Annotated in this window: 20 protein-coding genes; 10 read left to right on the forward strand and 10 right to left on the reverse strand. The window is 70.1% G+C overall.

The features are described 5' to 3' along the window. Positions 1-94: 94 nt before the first annotated feature. The 4 genes from ACF1B9_RS14755 to ACF1B9_RS14770 form a co-directional block, all read right to left on the reverse strand. On the reverse strand, positions 95-691 hold the full coding sequence (locus ACF1B9_RS14755; protein WP_391745229.1) for a TetR/AcrR family transcriptional regulator: 597 nt from the start codon (positions 689-691) through the stop codon (positions 95-97). A gap of 602 nt (positions 692-1,293) precedes the next feature. After that, positions 1,294-2,241 carry an ATP-dependent DNA ligase gene (locus ACF1B9_RS14760; protein WP_391745103.1) on the reverse strand — a complete coding sequence of 316 codons (948 nt, stop codon included), beginning with the start codon at positions 2,239-2,241 and terminating at the stop codon, positions 1,294-1,296. A 13-nt stretch (positions 2,242-2,254) separates the two neighbouring features. Beyond that, on the reverse strand, positions 2,255-3,223 hold the full coding sequence (locus tag ACF1B9_RS14765; RefSeq protein WP_391745105.1) for a Ku protein: 969 nt from the start codon (positions 3,221-3,223) through the stop codon (positions 2,255-2,257). Positions 3,224-3,798: 575 nt separating this feature from the next. After that, positions 3,799-4,650 (reverse strand): helix-turn-helix transcriptional regulator, encoded by an 852-nt coding sequence (locus ACF1B9_RS14770; protein WP_391745107.1) that lies wholly within the window; start codon positions 4,648-4,650, stop codon positions 3,799-3,801. A gap of 170 nt (positions 4,651-4,820) precedes the next feature. Here ACF1B9_RS14770 and ACF1B9_RS14775 point away from each other — a divergent pair, with 170 nt between their 5' ends. After that, a complete protein-coding gene (locus ACF1B9_RS14775; RefSeq protein ID WP_391745108.1) occupies positions 4,821-5,486 on the forward strand; it encodes a DUF4097 family beta strand repeat-containing protein in 666 nt (221 codons plus the stop codon). On the opposite strand, the gene ACF1B9_RS14780 is transcribed toward ACF1B9_RS14775, so the two are convergent. From ACF1B9_RS14780 to ACF1B9_RS14795, 4 genes are all read right to left on the reverse strand, one after another. Continuing rightward, positions 5,467-5,793 (reverse strand): MBL fold metallo-hydrolase, encoded by a 327-nt coding sequence (locus tag ACF1B9_RS14780; protein ID WP_391745109.1) that lies wholly within the window; start codon positions 5,791-5,793, stop codon positions 5,467-5,469. The two genes, ACF1B9_RS14775 and ACF1B9_RS14780, sit on opposite strands and share 20 nt — an antisense overlap. Beyond that, a complete protein-coding gene (locus ACF1B9_RS14785) occupies positions 5,721-6,011 on the reverse strand; it encodes a hypothetical protein (RefSeq protein WP_391745110.1) in 291 nt (96 codons plus the stop codon). Before ACF1B9_RS14785 ends, ACF1B9_RS14780 begins: the two co-directional genes overlap by 73 nt. 135 nt (positions 6,012-6,146) lie before the next feature. Further along, positions 6,147-7,289 carry an alpha/beta hydrolase gene (locus tag ACF1B9_RS14790; protein ID WP_391745231.1) on the reverse strand — a complete coding sequence of 381 codons (1,143 nt, stop codon included), beginning with the start codon at positions 7,287-7,289 and terminating at the stop codon, positions 6,147-6,149. Positions 7,290-7,498: 209 nt separating this feature from the next. After that, positions 7,499-8,047 carry an FABP family protein gene (locus ACF1B9_RS14795; protein ID WP_391745111.1) on the reverse strand — a complete coding sequence of 183 codons (549 nt, stop codon included), beginning with the start codon at positions 8,045-8,047 and terminating at the stop codon, positions 7,499-7,501. A gap of 198 nt (positions 8,048-8,245) precedes the next feature. Between ACF1B9_RS14795 and ACF1B9_RS14800 the strand changes: the two genes are divergently transcribed. From ACF1B9_RS14800 to ACF1B9_RS14830, 7 genes are all read left to right on the forward strand, one after another. Beyond that, a complete protein-coding gene (locus tag ACF1B9_RS14800) occupies positions 8,246-8,899 on the forward strand; it encodes a choice-of-anchor M domain-containing protein (protein WP_391745112.1) in 654 nt (217 codons plus the stop codon). A gap of 115 nt (positions 8,900-9,014) precedes the next feature. Then, a complete protein-coding gene (locus ACF1B9_RS14805; protein WP_391745113.1) occupies positions 9,015-10,139 on the forward strand; it encodes a choice-of-anchor M domain-containing protein in 1,125 nt (374 codons plus the stop codon). Next, a complete protein-coding gene (locus tag ACF1B9_RS14810; protein ID WP_391745115.1) occupies positions 10,136-11,944 on the forward strand; it encodes an anchored repeat ABC transporter, substrate-binding protein in 1,809 nt (602 codons plus the stop codon). Before ACF1B9_RS14805 ends, ACF1B9_RS14810 begins: the two co-directional genes overlap by 4 nt. A gap of 4 nt (positions 11,945-11,948) precedes the next feature. After that, positions 11,949-13,259 (forward strand): choice-of-anchor M domain-containing protein, encoded by a 1,311-nt coding sequence (locus ACF1B9_RS14815; RefSeq protein WP_391745116.1) that lies wholly within the window; start codon positions 11,949-11,951, stop codon positions 13,257-13,259. Beyond that, complete coding sequence (locus ACF1B9_RS14820) at positions 13,256-13,984, forward strand: anchored repeat-type ABC transporter ATP-binding subunit (protein ID WP_391745118.1); 729 nt, start codon at positions 13,256-13,258, stop codon at positions 13,982-13,984. The genes ACF1B9_RS14815 and ACF1B9_RS14820 overlap by 4 nt, the downstream gene beginning before the upstream one ends. After that, positions 13,981-14,898 (forward strand): anchored repeat-type ABC transporter permease subunit, encoded by a 918-nt coding sequence (locus tag ACF1B9_RS14825; RefSeq protein ID WP_391745119.1) that lies wholly within the window; start codon positions 13,981-13,983, stop codon positions 14,896-14,898. Before ACF1B9_RS14820 ends, ACF1B9_RS14825 begins: the two co-directional genes overlap by 4 nt. A 212-nt stretch (positions 14,899-15,110) precedes the next feature. After that, the gene (locus ACF1B9_RS14830; RefSeq protein ID WP_391745121.1) at positions 15,111-15,569 is read left to right on the forward strand and encodes a hypothetical protein; all 459 of its coding nucleotides are present in this window, start codon (positions 15,111-15,113) and stop codon (positions 15,567-15,569) included. A 238-nt stretch (positions 15,570-15,807) separates the two neighbouring features. On the opposite strand, the gene ACF1B9_RS14835 is transcribed toward ACF1B9_RS14830, so the two are convergent. Continuing rightward, the gene (locus ACF1B9_RS14835) at positions 15,808-16,212 is read right to left on the reverse strand and encodes a hypothetical protein (protein WP_391745123.1); all 405 of its coding nucleotides are present in this window, start codon (positions 16,210-16,212) and stop codon (positions 15,808-15,810) included. Next, on the reverse strand, positions 16,209-16,889 hold the full coding sequence (locus ACF1B9_RS14840; protein ID WP_391745125.1) for a hypothetical protein: 681 nt from the start codon (positions 16,887-16,889) through the stop codon (positions 16,209-16,211). Before ACF1B9_RS14840 ends, ACF1B9_RS14835 begins: the two co-directional genes overlap by 4 nt. Before the next feature lie 114 nt (positions 16,890-17,003). On the opposite strand from ACF1B9_RS14840, the gene ACF1B9_RS14845 reads away from it, so the two are divergent. Both ACF1B9_RS14845 and ACF1B9_RS14850 read left to right on the forward strand, forming a co-directional pair. Then, on the forward strand, positions 17,004-17,438 hold the full coding sequence (locus ACF1B9_RS14845; protein ID WP_391745127.1) for a L,D-transpeptidase family protein: 435 nt from the start codon (positions 17,004-17,006) through the stop codon (positions 17,436-17,438). A 259-nt stretch (positions 17,439-17,697) separates the two neighbouring features. Then, positions 17,698-19,065: an alkaline phosphatase gene (locus tag ACF1B9_RS14850; RefSeq protein ID WP_391745128.1), complete on the forward strand. Its 1,368-nt coding sequence runs from the start codon at positions 17,698-17,700 to the stop codon at positions 19,063-19,065. Positions 19,066-19,124: the final 59 nt, after the last annotated feature.

Raw genomic sequence — 19,124 nt, forward strand, 5'->3', positions numbered from 1 at the left:
GCAGATACCACCTGCCCACACCCAGCCACCAGCCCAAAGCGGACGCAGAAATCGATCAGGAGATCACTCTCGAACCACCTCGGCGGATTGAGGCTTAGCGGCGAACGGTGACCGGTGCGAGAAACAGGCCGACGACGGCATCGGCAAGAGTGTCGGCGGTATGGGTCCAGGACGTGTGGCGAGTGGCAGTGCCGTCGGCGAGTGCGCGCTCCCGCTCGGCGCAGGTCTGGAGGATGAGGTGACGCGCCATGTCGGCGCGCTCGGCACGGACTTGGAGGGGTACTGCGGTGATGCGGGCGGCGAGACCCTCCAACGTCCGCCACAGGGAGGGTCGTTCGAGTGCCTCGTCGATGGCGATCGCGCGCAGCACGGGGTCGGCCATGGCCTGGACGGCGAAGCGGCCGTGCCACGACGGGACGCCGAGTTCGGCCAGGTGCTCGCAGGACGGGCGGACGAGGCAGCCGACCCAGTCCCGGATGTCGGTGCTGGTGGCGCATCGTGTCAGGTGTCGCTCGCGGATGCGCTCGGTGGCTTCGGCGTGGTCGCGCATGATGGCCCGGACCAGGCCGGACTTGCTGCCGAAGTGGTAGCTGACCGCGGTGTTGTTGCCGAGTCCGGCCGCGTCGCTGATCTGCCGGTTCGACACGGCGACCAGACCCTGCTCGGCGAAGAGCCGTTCGGCTGCCGTCATGATCACCCGGCGGGTCCGCGCCGTCTGTGTCGCGTGCGGAACGGGGTGCGGCCGCGCTGTCCTCGTCGTCGGGGTGTCGGTCACAGAGGGCCGCCTCCTTGATCCGTGATCGCGGGATGCGCCCTCAGTCAGACACGCCCGCATTCTTAAGTCAATTGATTGACTTAAGTTTCGGCCAGCTCCGACCTGCGGCACATGGGTGGGGCGGATCATGACAAAGCCGTGCGCCGCCTCCTTCTGCCGAGCCGGACGGAAGGCAGCTGCATCACATTCCGGTCCGGCGGTCGCCCAGCAAGCGTGTCTCATAGGCGACGATCAACAGTTGCGCACGATCGCGAGCGTGGAGCTTGGCCGGCAGCCGCCCGATGTGCTTCGTGATCGTGGCGGGACTCCGCTGTAGGTGCTCCACAAGTTCCGCTTTCGGGAGGCCACGAGTGACCGGCCCGAAGGCCTCCGGCTGACGATCCGGGCGGCCGAAGCGGCCCGGGAACATGGCGCAACCGAGCCGGGAGGAGGCGGGCATGGCCGTGGCCGGGCCGGAGATCGATCTGTGCCGGATCGGCAGTCCGCAGGCACGCCTGGTCCGGCAGGTCATGTCGTCTTCATGCGGTGTCGTCGGGGGCGAGGTCGGGTCGCAGCCGGTGCCAGGTGGGGTGGCGGAGCAGGCCTGCCTTGGTGCGGGTCGTGTAGCGGACCTCACCGACGAGGCGTGGCAGCACCCATCGTGCTCCGGCTACTGCAGGCGGGGTGTCGAAGGGGCAGTGGTCGACGGCGGCGGTCTGGAGAAGTGCTGCCAGTGTGGTGCGTTGCCTGTCGCTCCATCCCGTGCCGACGCTGCCGATGTATCGCAGTCCGTGCTGGTGTCGCTCTCCCAGGAGCAGGGCGCCGGGCAGGCCGGCGAGCCTGCCGCGGCCGGGCAGCCATCCGCCGACGATCACGTCGATGGTGCGGACGTGCCGGATCTTGATCCACGCGTGGGAGCGAACACCGGGCTCGTAGCGGGAGGTGAGAAGCTTCGCGACCAGACCCTCCAGGCCCGCGACCCGGGTCGTCTCCAGGGCCTGCGCGCCATGCCCGACGACCGCCGCAGGAGTGGACCACCGGTCCCCGTCCAGGCCCAGACCCTCCAGTACGGTGCGGCGCTCGGTGTACGGCAGCCGGATCAGACTGGACTTCTCCAAGTGAAGGACATCGAACAGGACCAGGTGGGCGGGCACGGACCGGGCCATGCGGGCCGCTTTCGCCGGGGATCCGGCGAGCCCCATCCGGGACTGGAGCCGCTCGAAATCGCTCCGCCCCTCGGAATCGAGCGCGACGATCTCTCCGTCCAGGACCGCGGGACCGCCGAGGACGGATCCCAGGTCCCTGAGCTCTGGGTATGCGCCGGTGATGTCTGCCCCGGACCGGGCTCGCAAGGTGACGGTGCCATCGCCCGGAAGGTAGATCACGGTCCGCTGGCCGTCGTGCTTCACCTCGAACGCCCACCGGTCGTCCTTGACCGGCAGGCTGCCAGGCGTGGCGAGCATGGGATCGATCCGGGGCAACAGCATGGGGCGATTCGGGTCAGGAGGCGCTGCGCTTCGTCGCAGCCGCCTTCCGGGCCGCGGTCTTCCTCGTCGTCGTGGTCTTCTTCGTCGTCGCGGTCTTCCTCGTCGTCGCGGTCTTCTGCGCGGCGGTCTTCGTGGCCGGTGCGGTCTTCTTCGCAGGCGTCTTCCTGCGGGGTCGCATCTCGTGCACCGTCGCTTCCTCGCCGCGTGATTCCCTGGCGGCTTCGACCGAGGCGTTCAGGGCAGCCATCAGGTCCACGACCTTCCCGCCCTTCGGTTCCTCTCCCTCGGCCGGCCGTGGTGGTTCCTTGCCCTCCACCTTCGCCTCGATCAGTTCCTCCAGGGCGTCGCGGTACTGGTCCCGGAATCCGGAGATGTCGTCGAGGGCCATGGTGTCGGTGAGCTGGACCGCCCGTTCGATCTCGTCCTCGCCCAGGCCGGTGACCTTGGGGGCGAGGGATTCGGGACTGCGGATCTCGTCCGGCCACCGCATGCTGTGCAGCACGATCGCCCCCTCCCGTACCCGCAGAAGTCCGAGGCGCTCGCGGTTGTGCCAGGCGAACTTCGCGACGGCGACCTTGTCGGAGCGCTCCAGGGCCTTGCGGAGCAGGGTGTAGGGCTTGGCGGCGACCTGTCCGTCGATCGCGAGGTAGTAGCTGTCGCTGATCCGGATCGGGTCGATGCTGTCCGCGTCGACGAACGCCACGATCTCGATCGCCTTCGCCGTGGGCAGCGGCATCTCATCCAGCTCTTCATCGGTGACCGGGACGGTCTCGTCCCGGGTGAGCTCGTAGCCCCTGCCGATCTCCTCCTGCGGGACGACTTCGCCGTCGAGTTCACAGACCTTGCGGGTACGGACCCGGCCCATGTCCTTCAGATGGACCTGGTGGAAGCGGACCGAGCGGTCCTCGGTCGCGGATACGACCTTGATCGGAATCGTGACCAGGCCGAAGCTGATGGCACCGGTCCACAAGGGCCGCGGCATGTCCACCTCCAGGCCCCCCTGGCAGTGTGGGAAGGGAAGCGGACCGGAGCGCCCGAGGAAGGGGACCGGCCCCGTTCAGGGCCGGGGCGCGACCGGACCACTGCCCGTACCCTGATCGTCACGCCGGTCTCGCTCGCGCGCATCTGGATCAGACACCGCCGACCCCGCACATGCCGACCGCCTACCCCGGGAGCTGCTCGCAACGGCGGCTCGGACCGGTGCGTGATACCTCCGACGTCGCTGTTCTGCTCGCGTTGCTCCGGCGGAGTGCACGCGATGTCGTTGTGCGAGCCGGTGAGGCCCACGTTCTCGCAGGCGCGGCCCAGGGCGCGTTCCATACGCTTCTCGGGGACCTCGGCGACGCAGGGCAGTCTCCGGCCAGGCGCCACGGGCATGAGCGACCGGAATCGGCCGCTGCCCCTTGTCGGCACGACACCGCGTCCAACTCGATGAATGACAAACTGAGCACGGTATTTGGCGTGCCCGACGACACTGCTGGAAGCAGGTGGCAGACGGGCCGCCGCGCAGGACACCGGCGCGGGCGACGGCCTCGGTGTGATGGCGCTTTCGAAGCACTACCCGGCGAGTGTCTGGGTGCCCAGGACAGAGAGGAGCTCAAGTCGTTCGGCGTCCTGGCTGCCGGGCTCGGCCGTGTAGATCATGATGCGAAGGTCGCTGCCCGCGACGCTGAGCAGGTCGCAGTCCAGCGTCACGACGCCCACCTGTGGGTGATCCACAGTCTTGCGGGACGCCTCGTGACGCCCCACGGCTCCGGAGTCCCACAGATCGGCGAACCGCTCGCTGTTCGCCCGCAATTCGGCGATCAGGTGCCGCAACCGTCGGTCCTCCGGGTACCGGCTCGCTGCCGCGCGCAGATCGGCCACCACCGCGCTCTCCATCGCGAGCCGGGACTGCGATGTGTAGCGGACACGGCCGCCGGGGCCGAGGGAGGCGCGCCACGCACCGTTGCGCTCCCGACCGTGCCGCTCGCCCATCAGCGCCGTGTACAACGGGTTGGCCAGCAGCAGCGTCCATGACGTGTCGGAGACCGCGACGGGCGTTCCGGTGAGCCTGTCCAGCATCCGGTGCACGCTCGGCATGATGTACGCCGGAACCGTGCCCTGCCCCGGCGGCACGAGCCCGGCGACAGGGAACAAGTACTCGCGTTCGGGCGGGGACAGGCGCAGAGCCCGCCCCAGGGCCTCGATGACCTGCTCCGACGGGTTGGTCGCCCGGCCCTGTTCCAGTCGGGTCACGTAGTCGACCGAGATCCCGGCCAGCATGGCCGGCTCCATCCCGGAGGGCGTGCACACCCCAGCGCGATCTACCGGCGTGCCTGCTGGGTGAGCGCGCCTCGCGGCATCGTGATCTCCCCGGGGCCCTTCACGTTTGCCCCTGATCCCCTGGCCGTAGCCTTCATTTCTCACCCATTGCAATGCGCGCATGGGAATCGTTGCATTAAAAGCTAGATCGTTGCAACACTTTCATAGCTTCTACCTGCCAAGATACCCATTCTACGCAACAGACGCATTGTCGTCTTTCAGAAAGCAACGTAGCGTTTCTGATGTCAGAAACACTAAGAGCACGGGAGAGCACGATGCAGAAGTTCGACACCACCGCCCCGATCTCCGCCGTCCTGGACATCCCTGCCGGACGTATCCAGCTCATCGCCGCCGACCGCGCCGACACCACCGTCGAGGTCCTGCCCTCCGATCCCGCCAGGAACCGCGACGTCCGGACCGCCGAGCAGACCACCGTCGACTACGCCGACGGCGTCCTGCGGATCCACACCCCCGAGCCCAAGAACCAGCTCTTCGGCCCCTCCGGGTCCCTGGAGGTCACCGTCCAACTCCCCACCGACTCCCGCATCGAGGCCAAGGCCGCCGGCTCCGAGCTCCGCGGCGTCGGCCGCCTCGGCGACGTCGCCTTCGAAGGGGCGTACCGCCAGATCAAGATCGACGAGGCCGCGAGCGTCCGCCTCACCGCGATCGACGGCGATGTCGAGGTCGGTCGGCTCAACGGCCCCGCGGAGATCAGCACCGCAAGGGGCGACATCCGGATCATCGAGGCCGTACGCGGCCCGGTCGTGCTCCGCACTCAGTCCGGCGACATCACGGTCGCCGCCGCCGTCGGAGTCTCGGCCGCCCTGGACGCCGACACCGCCTACGGCCGCATCAGCAACGCGCTCAAGAACGACGGCACCGCCGAACTCGACATCCGCGCCACCACCTCCCGCGGCGACATCACCGCCCGCAGCCTCTGAAGCAGCAGAAACGGGACCATCCGGTGGGCCCCGCGATCGAGATCCTGCCGGTCGTCGCGTCGATCTCCTGGAGCAGCCCGGCCCGGCGCAACGGGTCCACCACGTAGGTCCTGGCCGAGTCACGGGGACGGAGCGACGACATCTCGGCGCGCTGCACGACGTGGCGTGCGCCCTGGAACATCGCCACCCCGCCGAGACCCACGGCCCAGCCGAAATGGTCTTCGTGCAGATGTGTCAGGACGGCGGAGTCGACTTCGCCCCGGCCGACTCCAACACCTCCGGCAGATGTCCGGGCACCGGCGCCCATCCCGACGCGGGGCTGCCCGCCGGGCCCACCCCGGTGTCCACGAGCGTGACACGGCCGGCCGGTCGGCGTACGGCGTAGCAACGGAAGTCCCGCTCCCAGGTGCTGCCGGGTCCGAACGCCGCCGGGTCGACCTGCGCGGCCCGTTCCCAGTCGCCGTCCTCCGCCGCAGGAAGTTGGTCCTGCTGCCTGCCGGGGAAGGGCCCGTGCGCGTCCAGCAACGCCTGCCCGCGCCTCGTCCGGCCGCCCCGGCCCCGGCTCCCCCGCCGCGCGACGGCTCCTAGCCGTCCGGTACACGCGGACTCACGGCAGACGGGCGCGCGGGCCGGGCCTCGTGACCGGCCCGGCCCCGTCGATCAGATGCCCTTCGCGCGAGCGCCCCCGCCCGGGTAGGGCGCCAGTTCTGCTGTCAGCCAGCGGAAGACCTGCGGCACCTGGCGTTTCCACAGTCCGATGGTGTGCGGCCCGCTCACCTCGGCCACCGCCACCCGTGTCGGGAACACCGCGGCCCGCCGCAGTGCGAGGCCGTCACGGTAGCCGTCGTTGAGCCCGCCCGAGAGATACAGCGCGACGGGCGGCGGGGTGATGGCGTGGCGCAGAATCCACAGCGGGTTGTTGACGCGCCGCAGCTTCGGGTCCCGGGCCGTGAGGGAGACCCGTTCGGCGGCCGGGTCGTTGTAACCGGAGAGACCCACGGCGGCCCGGTAGCGGTCGGGGTGGGCGAGCGCCATCTTCACGGCGCAGTGCGCCCCGGCCGAGAACCCGGCCACCGCCCAGCCGCTCGCACGGCTCTGCGCGCGGAAGGTATCGGTCACCATCTGCCGGACGTCCACGCTCAGCCAGGACTCGGCGTCCACGACACCCGGCACATTGGCGCACCCGGTGTCCTGGCCCGCCAGCAGGTTGGTCCGCGGCTCCACGAGGATGAACGGGGCGATCCGCCCGCTCCGCATCCCGGACTCCAGCTGCGACTGCACCCGCAGGCTGCCGAACCACGCCTTCGCCGATCCGGGGAAGCCGCCCAGGAGTTCGACCACGGGAAACTTGCGGTGCCGGAAGGCCGGTTGGCCGTACTGCGGCGGCAGCCATACGTAGACCTCGCCGCGCACCCTCGACACCCGGCCGTTCAGCTGGGTGACGCGGACGCCGCGGCCCATCCGGGCATCGTGCGTCAGGCTGAAGTCCTGGACGACCTTCGGCTCGTTCGCCAGGCGCCCGTGTTCCCCGAGCCCGTCGCGCCCGAGGCTCGGCGCGGCGACGATGTGGTGGCCGGTGCCGAGCAGATCGGCCCAGCTGTCGTAGAGGCCGTTGGTGTTGTTGACCATCACGAAGACGCTCAGCACCGCCGCCGCCTGCGCGGAGACGACCATCACAAGGCGGGCCGTGCCGCGCACCACGGCGGGACCGCGCACTCGGCCCCACAGCAGCAGGGGCAACAACACGGTGACCACGACCAGCGCGATCGTGGCCAGGAAGAACGGTGTCCCCGTCAGGCTCATCACGCCTGGGAGGATGCCCTGCACGCCACAATGGTTTACCCGCTTTTCCACCTTTTTACGTCGGACGCGAAACCGGGGAACGCCGTGTTGACGCCGGTCGCCATCGGTACGGGGTCCGCAGGCGCGGTGGCCTTGGGATCCTTCGTTCGGATCGGGCCGGATCGGCGAGTGGGGTCCGGTGCCGTGGACCGCAAGGCGAACGAAAGGCCCTAGCTGCCACCCCCACGTCGAAGCCGCGCCGACAGGTGGTGCTGCAGCGGCTGACCGACCGCAGCGAGGTCGTGGACGAAGTCGAGCGTGTCCTCGTCCGTCAGCGTGTAGCGGCGGCGGGTGGCATCGACCTCCTTCGCGGTGGGAGCGAGCGCCACCTGATGGGAGCTGAGGTCGACCAGGCCGTCACCCGCGTGGCCGACCAGGATTTCCGCGACGCCGGTGGGCTGGGTGATCAGCGCTTCCACGCGCGCCTCGGGCTGCAGCCGCCACCAGCCGCTCTCCCGCGCCGACGGCCGCAGCGGCGTGTCGTCCGCGCCGAGCAGCCAGGATCGCGCCTCGTAGCGGAGGAAGGGCCGGCCGTCATGACTGAAGGTGACCTCCTGCGCGTAGACGAATTCCTCGGCGAGCGTCGGGTACCCGCCTCGGCCACGGCCGACCCAGGTGCCGAGGAACCCGATCAGCGGTGCGAGCAGTGCGTGCGGCGCAGGTGCTTCGTCCGGTCGAAGGGCGTCGGGGTACGGATGCTTCTGAACGGGGCCGAACATGAGGTGCGCTCCTGAGTCTGGGCCGGTATCAGGCGGAAGCCTAAGGTTTTTCGTCCGCAGCGGTTGCCGACGGATCCACCACGGAGCACCCCAGCACCCCTCCGTGGTCACCTTCAGTCGCCCCAACCCCCTTGGGCCCCCTTATTGAAAATGATTATCGCTGCGGAAGAAGGCATCCAAGCTCAAGGGGGGCTTCCTTTGCGTACCTTCACGCGCACTCTCACCGTCGCCGGATCCATGGCCACTGCCCTTGCCGTCGGCGGACTCGCTTCGGCCCACGCGGCGGGGACCACACTGTCCCAGGGCCATGTCGACGTCCTCGACGTCGAGTACGACGGTGTCGCGCTGGACCTGCACGTCCACGACGAGTCGGTGACACCGGACGTCGAGTACCGGCCCGCGGACGTGGTCCTCCAGGCGCTTCCCGCGTCGGCGTACACCGTTCCGGCCGGCAACTGCTACACGCACCTGGGCACCGCGGGCTCCACCGTCTTCCGCCTGCCACAGGTCCAGAACGCGAATCTGCTGTGGCCGGGGCTTTCCGGTGAGCACCTCACCAGCGGCGTGTTCCAGAACAACAAGGTCCAGGTCAAGCTGGTCTCGGTGTCGGGTCCGGGCAGGATCACCGTTTACAAGGACGGCCTGTGCCCGAAGAGCAACCGCTACTACGACAGCGGTGACGCGGCTCTCACCAATGCCAAGGACATCACGGCGGGCGAACACGACCACGCCAACTGGGTCTTCACCAAGGCCGGCACGTACACCGCGACCTTCCACGTCAGCGGCACGCTCACGAACGGCACCAAGGTGGGCCCGGCCTCCGCGACGTACACCTTCAAGGCCGGTTCCTGACCCTGCGGCCGGCAACGGCCCTCCGACTCCGTGCCGGGGGTGGGTCGTCCGGCAGCCGACCCGCTCCCCGGCACGGCGGGGTCAACTGATCCCACGCTCGAAGGAGACGCCCCGCATGCGGGCCTCACTGTCGCGAAACACGTCGAGAGCCGCCGCTCTCACCGCCGTACTGTCCTTGCTCGCCGCCGCACCCGTCGCGCTCGCCGCCGAAGCTCCACCCCGTGAGGCACCTCCCGGAGAACGAGCCGTTCTGAACGGCGGCCATCTGGACTTGGCCGCCCGGCTCACGGACGGCGGGCTCGAATACCGGATCAAGGACGGTACGGTCGCGGGCGAACCCGTCTGGCGTGAACCCTCCGATGTCCTGCTGCACTTCGATCCCCGGCACGAACTCGTCATCCCCCCGCGCGAGGAAGTGCCGCAGTTCGAGGGTTTCGGCGAACCCGGCGAACGCCTCTGGGTCGACAAGGACTTCGAGGTGAAGGAAGGGCTGCTGTGGCCCGGCTGGAACACCATGGAGATCCGGCCCTCGGACGTCGCGGGACCGGTGAAGATCACCTTCCCGAAGATCGAGGGGCCGGGCCGACTGGTCCTCGGCCGCTTCGAGGACGACCCGGAACGGGGCATCCGTATCGGTGTCACCGTCGACACCGCCCGCGCCGACCCCGGCTCGGTCGAGTTGCCCGCGTACTCCCACTCCCATCCATTGTGGATCTTCAATGCTGCGGGCATCTACCGGATCACGATGGAGATGAGCGCCACCCTGCGGTCCGGGGCCAAGGTGACCGACCGGGAGACCCTGGCTGTGGCCGTGGGCGACGTGGACCCGTCGACGGTCGTGCCGGGTGACGGCAGCACGGGGCCCGCGCCGACGCCCACGTCCTCCCCGCCGTCCCCCTCTCCCACCGGCACTCCCCCGGTCGGTCCGACGGCGACCGCGTCGGCGACACACACGGCGTCGCCCTCGCCGACGCACACCGTCGGCGTTCCCCCGTACGCGACCGCGAGTGCCCCGGCGTCGAGGGCCGGGGGGCCGGGCCCCACACCTCCATCCGCCGTCCCCGTTGGTCCGGGCGCAGGCTCCGGCGCACTCTCCTCTCCTGACGGGACGACCGGCACGGCAGGCCGTCTGGCCGCTACGGGCGCCGGAGTGGCGCTCCCAGCCTCGATCGCGGTCGGCGCCGTGACGGCGGGCGGAGCTATCATCCTGTTCACGCGCCGTCAGCGAGCCGCGCGATGAGCCGGGCGCGAGGCATACGTACGGCCGCCGCCCTTGTCGTCGTCGCGCTGTGGGGAACCGGGTGCGGCCCGGGGGCGGACGGTGAATCCGGGAAGGCCGAAGTGACCGTCTCGACGACCACCGCGATCATCGCCGATCTGGTGCGCAACATCGGTGGCGACCGGGTCGACGTGGCGTCCGTAGTGCCGCACCGCGGCGATCCGCATTCGTACGAGCCGAGCCCCGGTGACGCGGCGAGGGTCGCGAAATCAGACATCGTCTTCAGCAACGGGCTGCTCCTGGAGGAGCCCGGGATCACGAAGATGATCCACACCAACGCACGCAGCGGAGCGCCGAAGGTTCCCCTCAGCGAGAACCTGGAGCAGTACGGCGGGACGATCATCAGACTGAAGGAGGACCTGGGCCTCGATGTGCTGTGGCTGGGCTGGGCCGTCGAGGGTCAAGTCGCGGGTGAAGGCTCCCAAGTCCGCACCACCGCAACCACATTGGAAGGGCCAGGCGATCTACATGTCTATCTGACCGATACGCTCGGCTATCCGCAGAGCTACATCGACTCCACCGACGGCTTCGACGCCGAGGACTCCTTCACTCTGCCGCCCGAGGCACACACCCATGTCAACTGGGTGTTCAGCAGGCCGGGCACCTACCGGCTCACCGTGCGGGGGCGGACGGAAACCCTGGACGGCGACACCGCGCCGATCGGCAGCGGCACCATCACCTTCGTCGTCGGTGGCGTCAAGGCGCCGACCGGTACGACCGTGCTGGACGCCGGTCACGCGGACATCGCACTCAACGCGCGGACCAGGTCCGTGTACATACGCTCCGACGACCCGTCGACCGGCAGGCGCACGAACCATCCAGCGGATTCGGTCGCAGTGTCGGTACCCGATCGCGCGAAGGAGTCCGCACCCGGGGAGGGCGCTTTCCGGTTCCTCGGCAGGCCGGGCGCGGACATCTGGGTGCTGCCGCAGGCGGTCATCGGCAAGCACGTGCACGGCGAGATGGACCCGCACGCCTGGGAGGACGTGGGCAACGCCGAAGCGTACGTCAGGCGGATCGAGGCCGAGCTGATCAAGGCGGACCCGCGGGGCAGGGCGGAGTACGAGCGCAATGCCCGGCGGTATCTGAGGCGGCTGGCACGGCTGGACGACGAGGTGGCCGCCACGCTGGCCACCGTGCCCGGGGAGAACCGCAGACTCATCACCACACACGACGCCTTCGGCTATCTCGCGAAGGCGTACGGAATGAGCGTCGCCGGCTTCGTGGTTCCCGTGCCGAGCCGGGAGCCGAGCGCCGCGGAGGTCGAGAAGCTCCGCGACGCCATCCGGGAGAAGAACGTCCCGGCCGTCTTCCTTGAGCCGAATCTCGCGGCGCGGGCCGATGTCCTGCGCCGGGTCGCCGAGGACGAGGGCGTCGGTATCTGCACGATCTACGGCGACTCGTTCGACGACAAGGTCCACGACTACGTCGCGATGATGCGCCACAACGCGAAGGAACTGGCCCGTTGTCTGGCCGGGAGGGGAGTTGAGTCCGATGAGGCTCGTACAGAACAGCAGAATCGCCCTCGCGGCGGCCGGCGTCCTGGCCCTCGGCGGAACGGCCGTCGCCGTGCCGCCGGTGGAAGGGACCCCGATGCCGGTCGTCGCGCGGTTCACCCTGGACGACGGCGTGCTGGGTCTCGGGACGGGCGGGGTGCTCGACATCGACGACACGCACCGCGTGGCCGGGCCCGACGGCACAATCACTTGGGAACTGACATCCGGCTGGGACACCACCGGACTGCCGGCCGGGCCGGCCCGCGGTGACGGCGTGCTCTGGTCTCTGACCGGGGTCGAGGGGCCGGGCGCACTGCGGGTCTACGAGCCGGGCGGCGTGAATGAGAAGCCGGTCGTCCGGTTCGACAGCACCGACGGTCTCCCCGACGGCTACGCCCTGCCGGCAGGAAAGCGCGGCGAGACACGCTGGAGCTTCGACACCGCCGGTACGTACCAGTTGACGTTCACCGCGCAGGCGGAGACCGAGGCGGGACCGGTCAGCGCCGAGACCCGCTGCACCATACGGGTGGGGGACGCGGTCGAGGTCGCTGAGGGTCCCGCCGCTCCCCCGGTGTCGCCACCCGCCGACACCGTTCCCCTCTCCCCTGCCGCCCCCGTCGCCGGTGCTCCGGCGGACGCGGGCGAGGGCCGGCGCCCGACAACCACCTCCCCGGCGGGCGCCGGTCCGGCCCTCACGGCCCGGCGGGCGACCGCGGCGGGCGAGCCGGTGGAGACCGCGAGGAAGGTGCTCGACCAGGGGCACATCGACATCGCCGCACGCCTGGTCGACGGAGATTTGCAGATCCACATCAAGGACGGCACGAACCCGGGGAGGACGGCGTGGCGCGAGCCCTCGTCGGTCGTCCTGCATGTCAAACCGGAAGCCAGGAAGGTCATTCCCGCGGCCAAAGCCTTCTCGTTCCTGGGGAAGGCGGGCGATCCCGTGTGGCTGCTCGACCAGGTGCAGCAGCCGGGACTGCTGTGGCCGGGCTGGTCCACGGAGAACATGGCGGCCGGCGCGACGACCGGGGATGTGGAGTTCACACTGGTCAGGGCCGATGGACCGGGGATTTTCGCGCTCTACAACTACGACGGCCTGTCGGGCGCGACAATCCGTTTCAACAGTGGGGACGGCGTACCTGACACGTTCGGTGTACCGCAGAGCACCCACGCACACGGCGGGTGGGCCTTCAGCAAGGAGGGCGTGTACCGGCTGACGTTCACGATGGCGGCGAAACTGGCCAACGGTACGAAGGTGAGCGACATCGAGACGCTCACCTTCGCGGTCGGTGCGACCGATCCGCACGCGATCCCGGTAGGGAACTCGACGGGCGGCGACAGCACCAGTGGTGCCTCCACCGGCGGCGCCGAACCGGGCGGCACCGGCAGCGCCACGGGCAGCTCCGGTACCACCGGCGGGAACGTGTCGGGCGGCACCGCGAACGGCACGTCCGGCGGCTCCTCCAGTCGTGGCGCCATGGCCTCCACGGGCGCGGGCTCCACACTCCTGCTCGGCGGTGCGGCCGCCGCGCTCGCCGCCGTGGGGACCGGATTCCTCTACGTCACCCGCAGGCGCGCCGCGTGATCGCCGAAGAGACCCTGCTCAGGGTCGCATCCCTCTGCGTCGCGCTCGGTGGCAGGCAGGCCGTCCAGGACGCATCCCTGACGGTGTCCGGCGGTGAACTGGTCGGTCTGCTCGGGCCGAACGGGGCGGGGAAGACCACGCTGCTGCGCGCCGTCCTCGGGCTCGCCGCGTCGTCCGCGGGCAGCGTCACCGCCGTCGGCCCGGTCGGCTATGTGCCCCAACGCCATGAATTCGCCTGGGACTTCCCCATCGATGTGGCAGGGGTTGTGCTCAGCGGCCGGACCGGATCCGTCGGCCGGCTCCGGCGGCCGAAGGCGCACGATCGGGCGGCGGCCGACGAAGCGCTGGAGCTGGCGGGCCTGGCCCATCTGCGCCGGCGCCCCATCGGTGAACTGTCGGGCGGGCAACGCCAGCGCGTGCTGGTGGCGCGGGCACTGGCCGGCGAGCCGCGGCTACTGCTTCTGGACGAGCCGTTCACGGGTGTCGACGTGCCGACCCAGGAACTGCTCGACGAACTCTTCGGCCGGCTGGCCGCGAACGGCAGAGGGCTGCTGATGACCACCCACGACCTGGCCGCCGCGGCACGCACCTGTACAAGGGTCGTGCTGCTGAACCGCACAGTGGTCGCGGAGGGCGGACCCGAACTGCTGGCAGATCCCGAGCAGATGCTGCGGGCGTTCGGGCTCGACCGGGCGATCCGCACGGAACCGGGCGCCGCCGCATGACCGACTTCCTGGCCTTCCTCATCGACCCGTGGCAACTCCCTTTCATGCGGCGCGCCTTCGCCGTCGCCGCGATCGTCGGACTCGTCTGCGGAGTGGTAGGCGTATACGTCGTCCTGCGCGGCATGGCGTTCATCGGCGACGCAGTGGCGCACTCGGCCTTCCCCGGAGTGGCACTCGCCTACGCCTTCGAGGGCAATCTGCTGCTCGGCGGAGCGGCGGCGGGCGTGACGACAGCCGTGCTGATCGCCCTCGTCTCCCAGAGCCGGAGACTCAAGGAGGACACCGTCATCGGCGTCTTCTTCGCCTTCGCCTTCGGACTCGGCATCGTCCTCGTCTCGACGCGCGACAGCTGGACGACGGATCTGTCCTCCTTCCTGTTCGGCCAGGTCCTCGCGGTCGACGCGTCCGACGTCCGGCGGGTCGCCGGCATCGGTGCCGTGCTCGTCGTGCTCGTCCTGGCCCTGGGCAAGGAACTGGTCGCGGTGAGCCTCGACCGCGAAACGGCCCGCGCCGCCGGACTGCCGGTTCTCGGTCTCGACCTGACGCTCTACATCGTGGTGACCGTCACGATCGTGATGTCGCTCGAAGCGGTGGGGAACATCCTCGTCCTGGCCCTCCTCATCACCCCGGCGGCCACGGCCCGGCTGCTGACCGAACGCCTGTCGGCGATGATGCTGCTGGCCTCGTCCTTCGGCTGCCTGGGCAGCCTGACCGGGCTGTACGTCAGCTACGCGTTCGACCTGGCGGCCGGCGGCTCCGTCGTGGTGGTCCTGACCGGGTTCTTCGCCCTGGCCTGGGTGCTGGCTCCCCGACACGGGTTGGCCACCCGCCTGCGGCAGTCCAGGATCGGCCGTCGGGGACGGACCGTTGACTCCGCCGCGGCCGGATCCGCCTCGACAGCCGCCAGCCTCTGAACGGGACCGCCACCGCGCCGAGGTCTCTGTCGGCAGGCTGACCAAAATTGACCGTAACATGCCAAAAATCATGACGGTGCACCTTGTTGCCTCAAGGGGGCTGTGCCTCAATGGGGAGCCAGTTCGCTGACGATGCGTCAGGGAACTGGCAGTTCCGACGCGGCCCCGTGATGACGCGCGTCGGCAATCCCCCCACACGAAGGGCAACCACCATGAGGCTTGGCACAAGGCGACTCGGCGTCTGTTCCGCCCTCGCCGCAGGCACACTCGCACTGGCACCCACGGCCGACGCGGTCAGCCCCACCACCGCCACCATCTCCTTCGACTGCGGCGCCTACGGCTCGGGCAGCGCGACCCTCACCGCCACCCAGAACGGGACGATCGCGACCATCAACGTCTCGACGTCCGCCATCACCGCACCGATCAGCATCGGGGCGAACTCGGTGAAATCGACGCTCACCCTCACCAACAAGGGTGCGGGAACGGTGACGTTCACCGGCAATGCCAACCCGGCCATCCCCGCCGGCGGCCCCGTGTCCACGGGCCCGCTCAACGGCACCGTCGCCTCAGGTGACAGCCTGGAGGCCAAGTCCCTCAAGGTCGTGGTCCTGGGCATCACAGCGACCTGCAACGCAACGTCCGCCCAGTCTCCGGGACCGTTCGTGTTCTGAGCCGATCCCCGGTCGCTGAACGAGTTCCAGGTCGCGACGCCGGTGCGGCCGGGGGGGGGGGGGGGGGGGGGGGGGGGGGGGGGGGCGGGGGCGGGGGGGCGGGGGGGGGGGGGGGGGGGGGGGGGGGGGGGGGGGGGGGGGGGGGGGCGCCGGGGGGCCCCCCCCCGGGCGCCCCCCCCCCCCCCCCCGGCCGCTCGTCCGACACCCTGCGCGCCTCGGCTGTCGCGGCAGGGGAAGGTCATGAAAGCTGGTCTTTCCACCGGTACGCCTCAGCCTGGATGTGCACGCTCTGGGATGTCTCGCGCGTGCCCCAGCTCATGTCCGACGACGCGATCACCCAGGCCATCGCCTGGTAGGCGCGGCGACGGTCGGCGCGCTGCGCGCAGGCCGCGAGCGGTGTGATGGCGACCTGCCCGGCCGGCACGGTCAAGCGGACGCCGTGGCCCCATGGTCGCGGACAGGGCCTGATCCCCTGGCTGCGGACCGAGGACAGACGGGCACGCACCGTCAAGGCACGAGAGCCCGGATTGTTGATCTGCAGCGCGAACCGGACGGTGTTGCCGTTGTCGAGGACCTGTGTACAGGCGCTCCAGGCCGCCCAGGCCACAGCGCGCTCCACCCCGCAGCGGTAGTCACCGGTCATCGGCCCCAAAGACGCGGTGGCCGTGACCGCGGCCGGGCCGACCGGACCTTCGGACGGCGCCCCGTGGCCCGGCAAGGAGGGCCTCGACGGGTCGGAGACCGCCCAGCTCGCCACCAGTGCTGCGGCGGTGACCGCGGCGACGGCCGCCGCGCCGTGGTACCGGCGGCCGCGCCGTGGTACCGGCGGCCGCGACGTGGGACGGCGACGCCGGTCGCCGCCGCGGCCGCCCCCGAAGGCATGCGCGCGCCCGGAACCGGGCTCACGGGAACGGGCGGGCATCCCGCGGGATCGGGAGCGGCGTGACCGAGGGTGGCCTGCGCCGGTTCCAGCGTGGTGGTGCGGCGGCCCCTGGAAGCCCTGCGCCTGCGTTCCTCCGCCTGGGCCAGATCCAGTAACCGTGTCCACTCCTTCGTTTCCCCTTCGTCGACGTGGAAGATCTGGGCCAAGGCGATCAGGACGGCCGGATCGGGCAGCGCCGTCGCTGTCGGATCCTTGTAGCGGTTGAAGCTGGAATCGCTCAGTCCGCGCTTCTTCTGGCCGTCGAAACGGCGCTTGAGCCGGGCCTCGATCCGCTCCTGCGCCAGACAGCCCGACCGGGCCCATGCCGCGCCGATCCGGCGAGCCAGCTCCGCGCGGGGCTGCTCCTGTTCCGGGGTCTCGCACATCTTCGTCGTCATACCTCCGCCATCCCGGCCTCTGACATATGTGCAGGTCAAAGAAACGGGACGAGCGCGGGACCAGGATGAAACGACGGCGGGCGAGCGGGCCCGGCCAGGGGAGCGGTGTACCTCGTGTTCGACAAGAACCCGAAGCACCCCACCTATTCCAAGCTCACCGCCTACAAGGGCACACGCGAGATCGGGCACTGGCGCGCGGGCTCGGGGACCGACACCCGCGAGTGCCACGTCGGCAGCAACGGGAGGACCGGCGGCTGGCTGCCCGACGGGGCGTACGCGATCAAGGGCCGCACCAAGAGCCACAACGGTCAGCAGATCAAGGGATACGCCATCCGGCTGGCCGACAAGCGGTGCAACAACGGCAAGGGGGCCTTGCGCAACGAACTCTTCATCCACAGCAGGATGAACGTCCACGGAGCTTCGCTGTGGCGGGGTGACCGGGACTACCGGTCCGTCGGCTGCATCAAGCTGCGCCCCGACCACCTCAAGGCGCTCTTCGCCACGCTGGACCGCAACGGCGAGCCGACCACCCTGAAGGTCATTCCCTGACGACACCCGCGTGCCGGGGCGGGAGGGGAGTGTTCGGCACCGCCCGCCCCGGCACCGGCGGACGTGCGCGCCGCGCCGCGCCAAGCGGAGACGGTCCCGTCCTCGTGGCGTCCGGGTGGCCGGGACCCCGCGGAGCACGCGGCCCGACGCGCCACGTCCCGGCAGGGCGGAGGGCGCCTGGACGTCGTCCGCGGTTCACATGGCGCTGATGGACTGATCACCGTTGGCACCCTGCACCGACCTGTTCAAGGAGACCTTCATGCGCGGACCGCGCCTGACACGCAACCACCTGATAGCCGCCAGTGCGGTCTTCGTCGCCACCGCCGCCGTGGCAGTCACCACGACGGCCGGCGCGTACGACACGGCGGAGCACGCCAAGGGTGCCGTCAAAAGCGGTAAGGCGAAGAACGTCATCCTGCTCATCGGCGACGGCATGGGCGACTCGGAGATCACTCTGGCCCGTGACTACACCGTGGGCGCGGGTGGCCGTCTGAACATGGACAAGTTCCCGCTGACCGGCGCCTACACGACGTACGCGGTGCACGCGGACGGCACCCCTGACTACGTCACCGACTCCGCGGCCAGCGGCACCGGCTGGGCGACGGGCCAGAAGACGGTCAACGGACGGATCTCCAAGACGCCGGGCACGGACAAGGCCGTGCGGACCATTCTGGAGCTGGCGCAGAAGGGCGGCTACGCGACCGGTTCGGTGACCACCGCCGAGCTCACCGACGCCACCCCGGCCGTCCTGGCCTCCCATGCCACCGACCGCTCCTGCCAGGGCCCGGCCGATATGGCCAAGTGCCCCACCGACACGATCGCCAAGGGCGGACCGGGCTCCATCGCGGAGCAGAGCGTCAATCACAAGGTCGACGTCCTCCTCGGCGGCGGCAAGCAGCGCTTCGACCAGAAGGTGACCGACGGCACGTACAAGGGCCTGACCGTCACCGAGCAGGCGCGGAAGCTCGGGTACCAGGTCGTCGAGGACAACGCCTCCCTGAAGGCGGTCAAGGGCGACAAGCCGGTGCTGGGGCTCTTCGCGCCCGGCAACGTGCCGACCGAGTGGACGGGGAAGCCCGCCGCGCTCGGCGGGACCGACCCGCAGCGCTGCGTCACCTCCAATCCGAACCGGCCTTCCGGCACCCCGAACCTCGCCGACCAGACGACCAAGGCCATCCAGCTCCTGGAGGCGAAGCAGAAGCAGAAGCACACCAAGAACGGCTTCTTCCTCCAGGTCGAGGGCGCCTCGATCGACAAGCAGGACCACGCGGCCGACCCGTGCGGCCAGATCGGCGAGACCGCGGCGTTCGACCGCGCGGTCGAGGTGGCACGCGCCTACGCCGCCAAGCACCCCGACACCCTGGTCGTCACCACGGCCGACCACGGCCACACCAGCCAGATCGTGCCCCTGGAGGCCCAGCCGCCCGGTCTGTCCTCCACGCTGGTCACCGACGAGGGCCAGCAGCTGAAGGTCAACTACTCGACCAATACGCCCGGTCAGTCGCAGGAGCACACCGGCACCGAGGTCCGGATCGCGGCTCAGGGGCCGCTGGCGTACCGGGTCCTGGGCGTCACCGACCAGACCGACCTGTTCACGACGATCCGCGAGGCGCTGCGTCTGGGCTGATCACTCGTAGACCGCCCATCGGCCCCGTCGGCAGCGCGTCGACGGGGCCGAATGCGTGC

The organism is Streptomyces sp. NPDC014727, assembly GCF_043083485.1.
Taxonomy (GTDB): Bacteria; Actinomycetota; Actinomycetes; order Streptomycetales; family Streptomycetaceae; genus Streptomyces.

Excerpts from the sequence above, each read along its gene's own strand:
- ACF1B9_RS14755 (WP_391745229.1), bottom strand. The coding sequence starts at position 691 with ATGACGGCAGCCGAACGGCTCTTCGCCGAGCAGGGTCTGGTCGCCGTG.
- ACF1B9_RS14760 (WP_391745103.1), bottom strand. The coding sequence starts at position 2,241 with ATGCTGTTGCCCCGGATCGATCCCATGCTCGCCACGCCTGGCAGCCTG.
- ACF1B9_RS14765 (WP_391745105.1), bottom strand. The coding sequence starts at position 3,223 with ATGCCGCGGCCCTTGTGGACCGGTGCCATCAGCTTCGGCCTGGTCACG.
- ACF1B9_RS14775 (WP_391745108.1), top strand. The coding sequence starts at position 4,821 with ATGCAGAAGTTCGACACCACCGCCCCGATCTCCGCCGTCCTGGACATC.
- ACF1B9_RS14780 (WP_391745109.1), bottom strand. The coding sequence starts at position 5,793 with ATGGGCGCCGGTGCCCGGACATCTGCCGGAGGTGTTGGAGTCGGCCGG.
- ACF1B9_RS14790 (WP_391745231.1), bottom strand. The coding sequence starts at position 7,289 with ATGAGCCTGACGGGGACACCGTTCTTCCTGGCCACGATCGCGCTGGTC.
- ACF1B9_RS14795 (WP_391745111.1), bottom strand. The coding sequence starts at position 8,047 with ATGTTCGGCCCCGTTCAGAAGCATCCGTACCCCGACGCCCTTCGACCG.
- ACF1B9_RS14805 (WP_391745113.1), top strand. The coding sequence starts at position 9,015 with ATGCGGGCCTCACTGTCGCGAAACACGTCGAGAGCCGCCGCTCTCACC.
- ACF1B9_RS14810 (WP_391745115.1), top strand. The coding sequence starts at position 10,136 with ATGAGCCGGGCGCGAGGCATACGTACGGCCGCCGCCCTTGTCGTCGTC.
- ACF1B9_RS14825 (WP_391745119.1), top strand. The coding sequence starts at position 13,981 with ATGACCGACTTCCTGGCCTTCCTCATCGACCCGTGGCAACTCCCTTTC.
- ACF1B9_RS14830 (WP_391745121.1), top strand. The coding sequence starts at position 15,111 with ATGAGGCTTGGCACAAGGCGACTCGGCGTCTGTTCCGCCCTCGCCGCA.
- ACF1B9_RS14835 (WP_391745123.1), bottom strand. The coding sequence starts at position 16,212 with ATGACCGGTGACTACCGCTGCGGGGTGGAGCGCGCTGTGGCCTGGGCG.
- ACF1B9_RS14840 (WP_391745125.1), bottom strand. The coding sequence starts at position 16,889 with ATGACGACGAAGATGTGCGAGACCCCGGAACAGGAGCAGCCCCGCGCG.
- ACF1B9_RS14850 (WP_391745128.1), top strand. The coding sequence starts at position 17,698 with ATGCGCGGACCGCGCCTGACACGCAACCACCTGATAGCCGCCAGTGCG.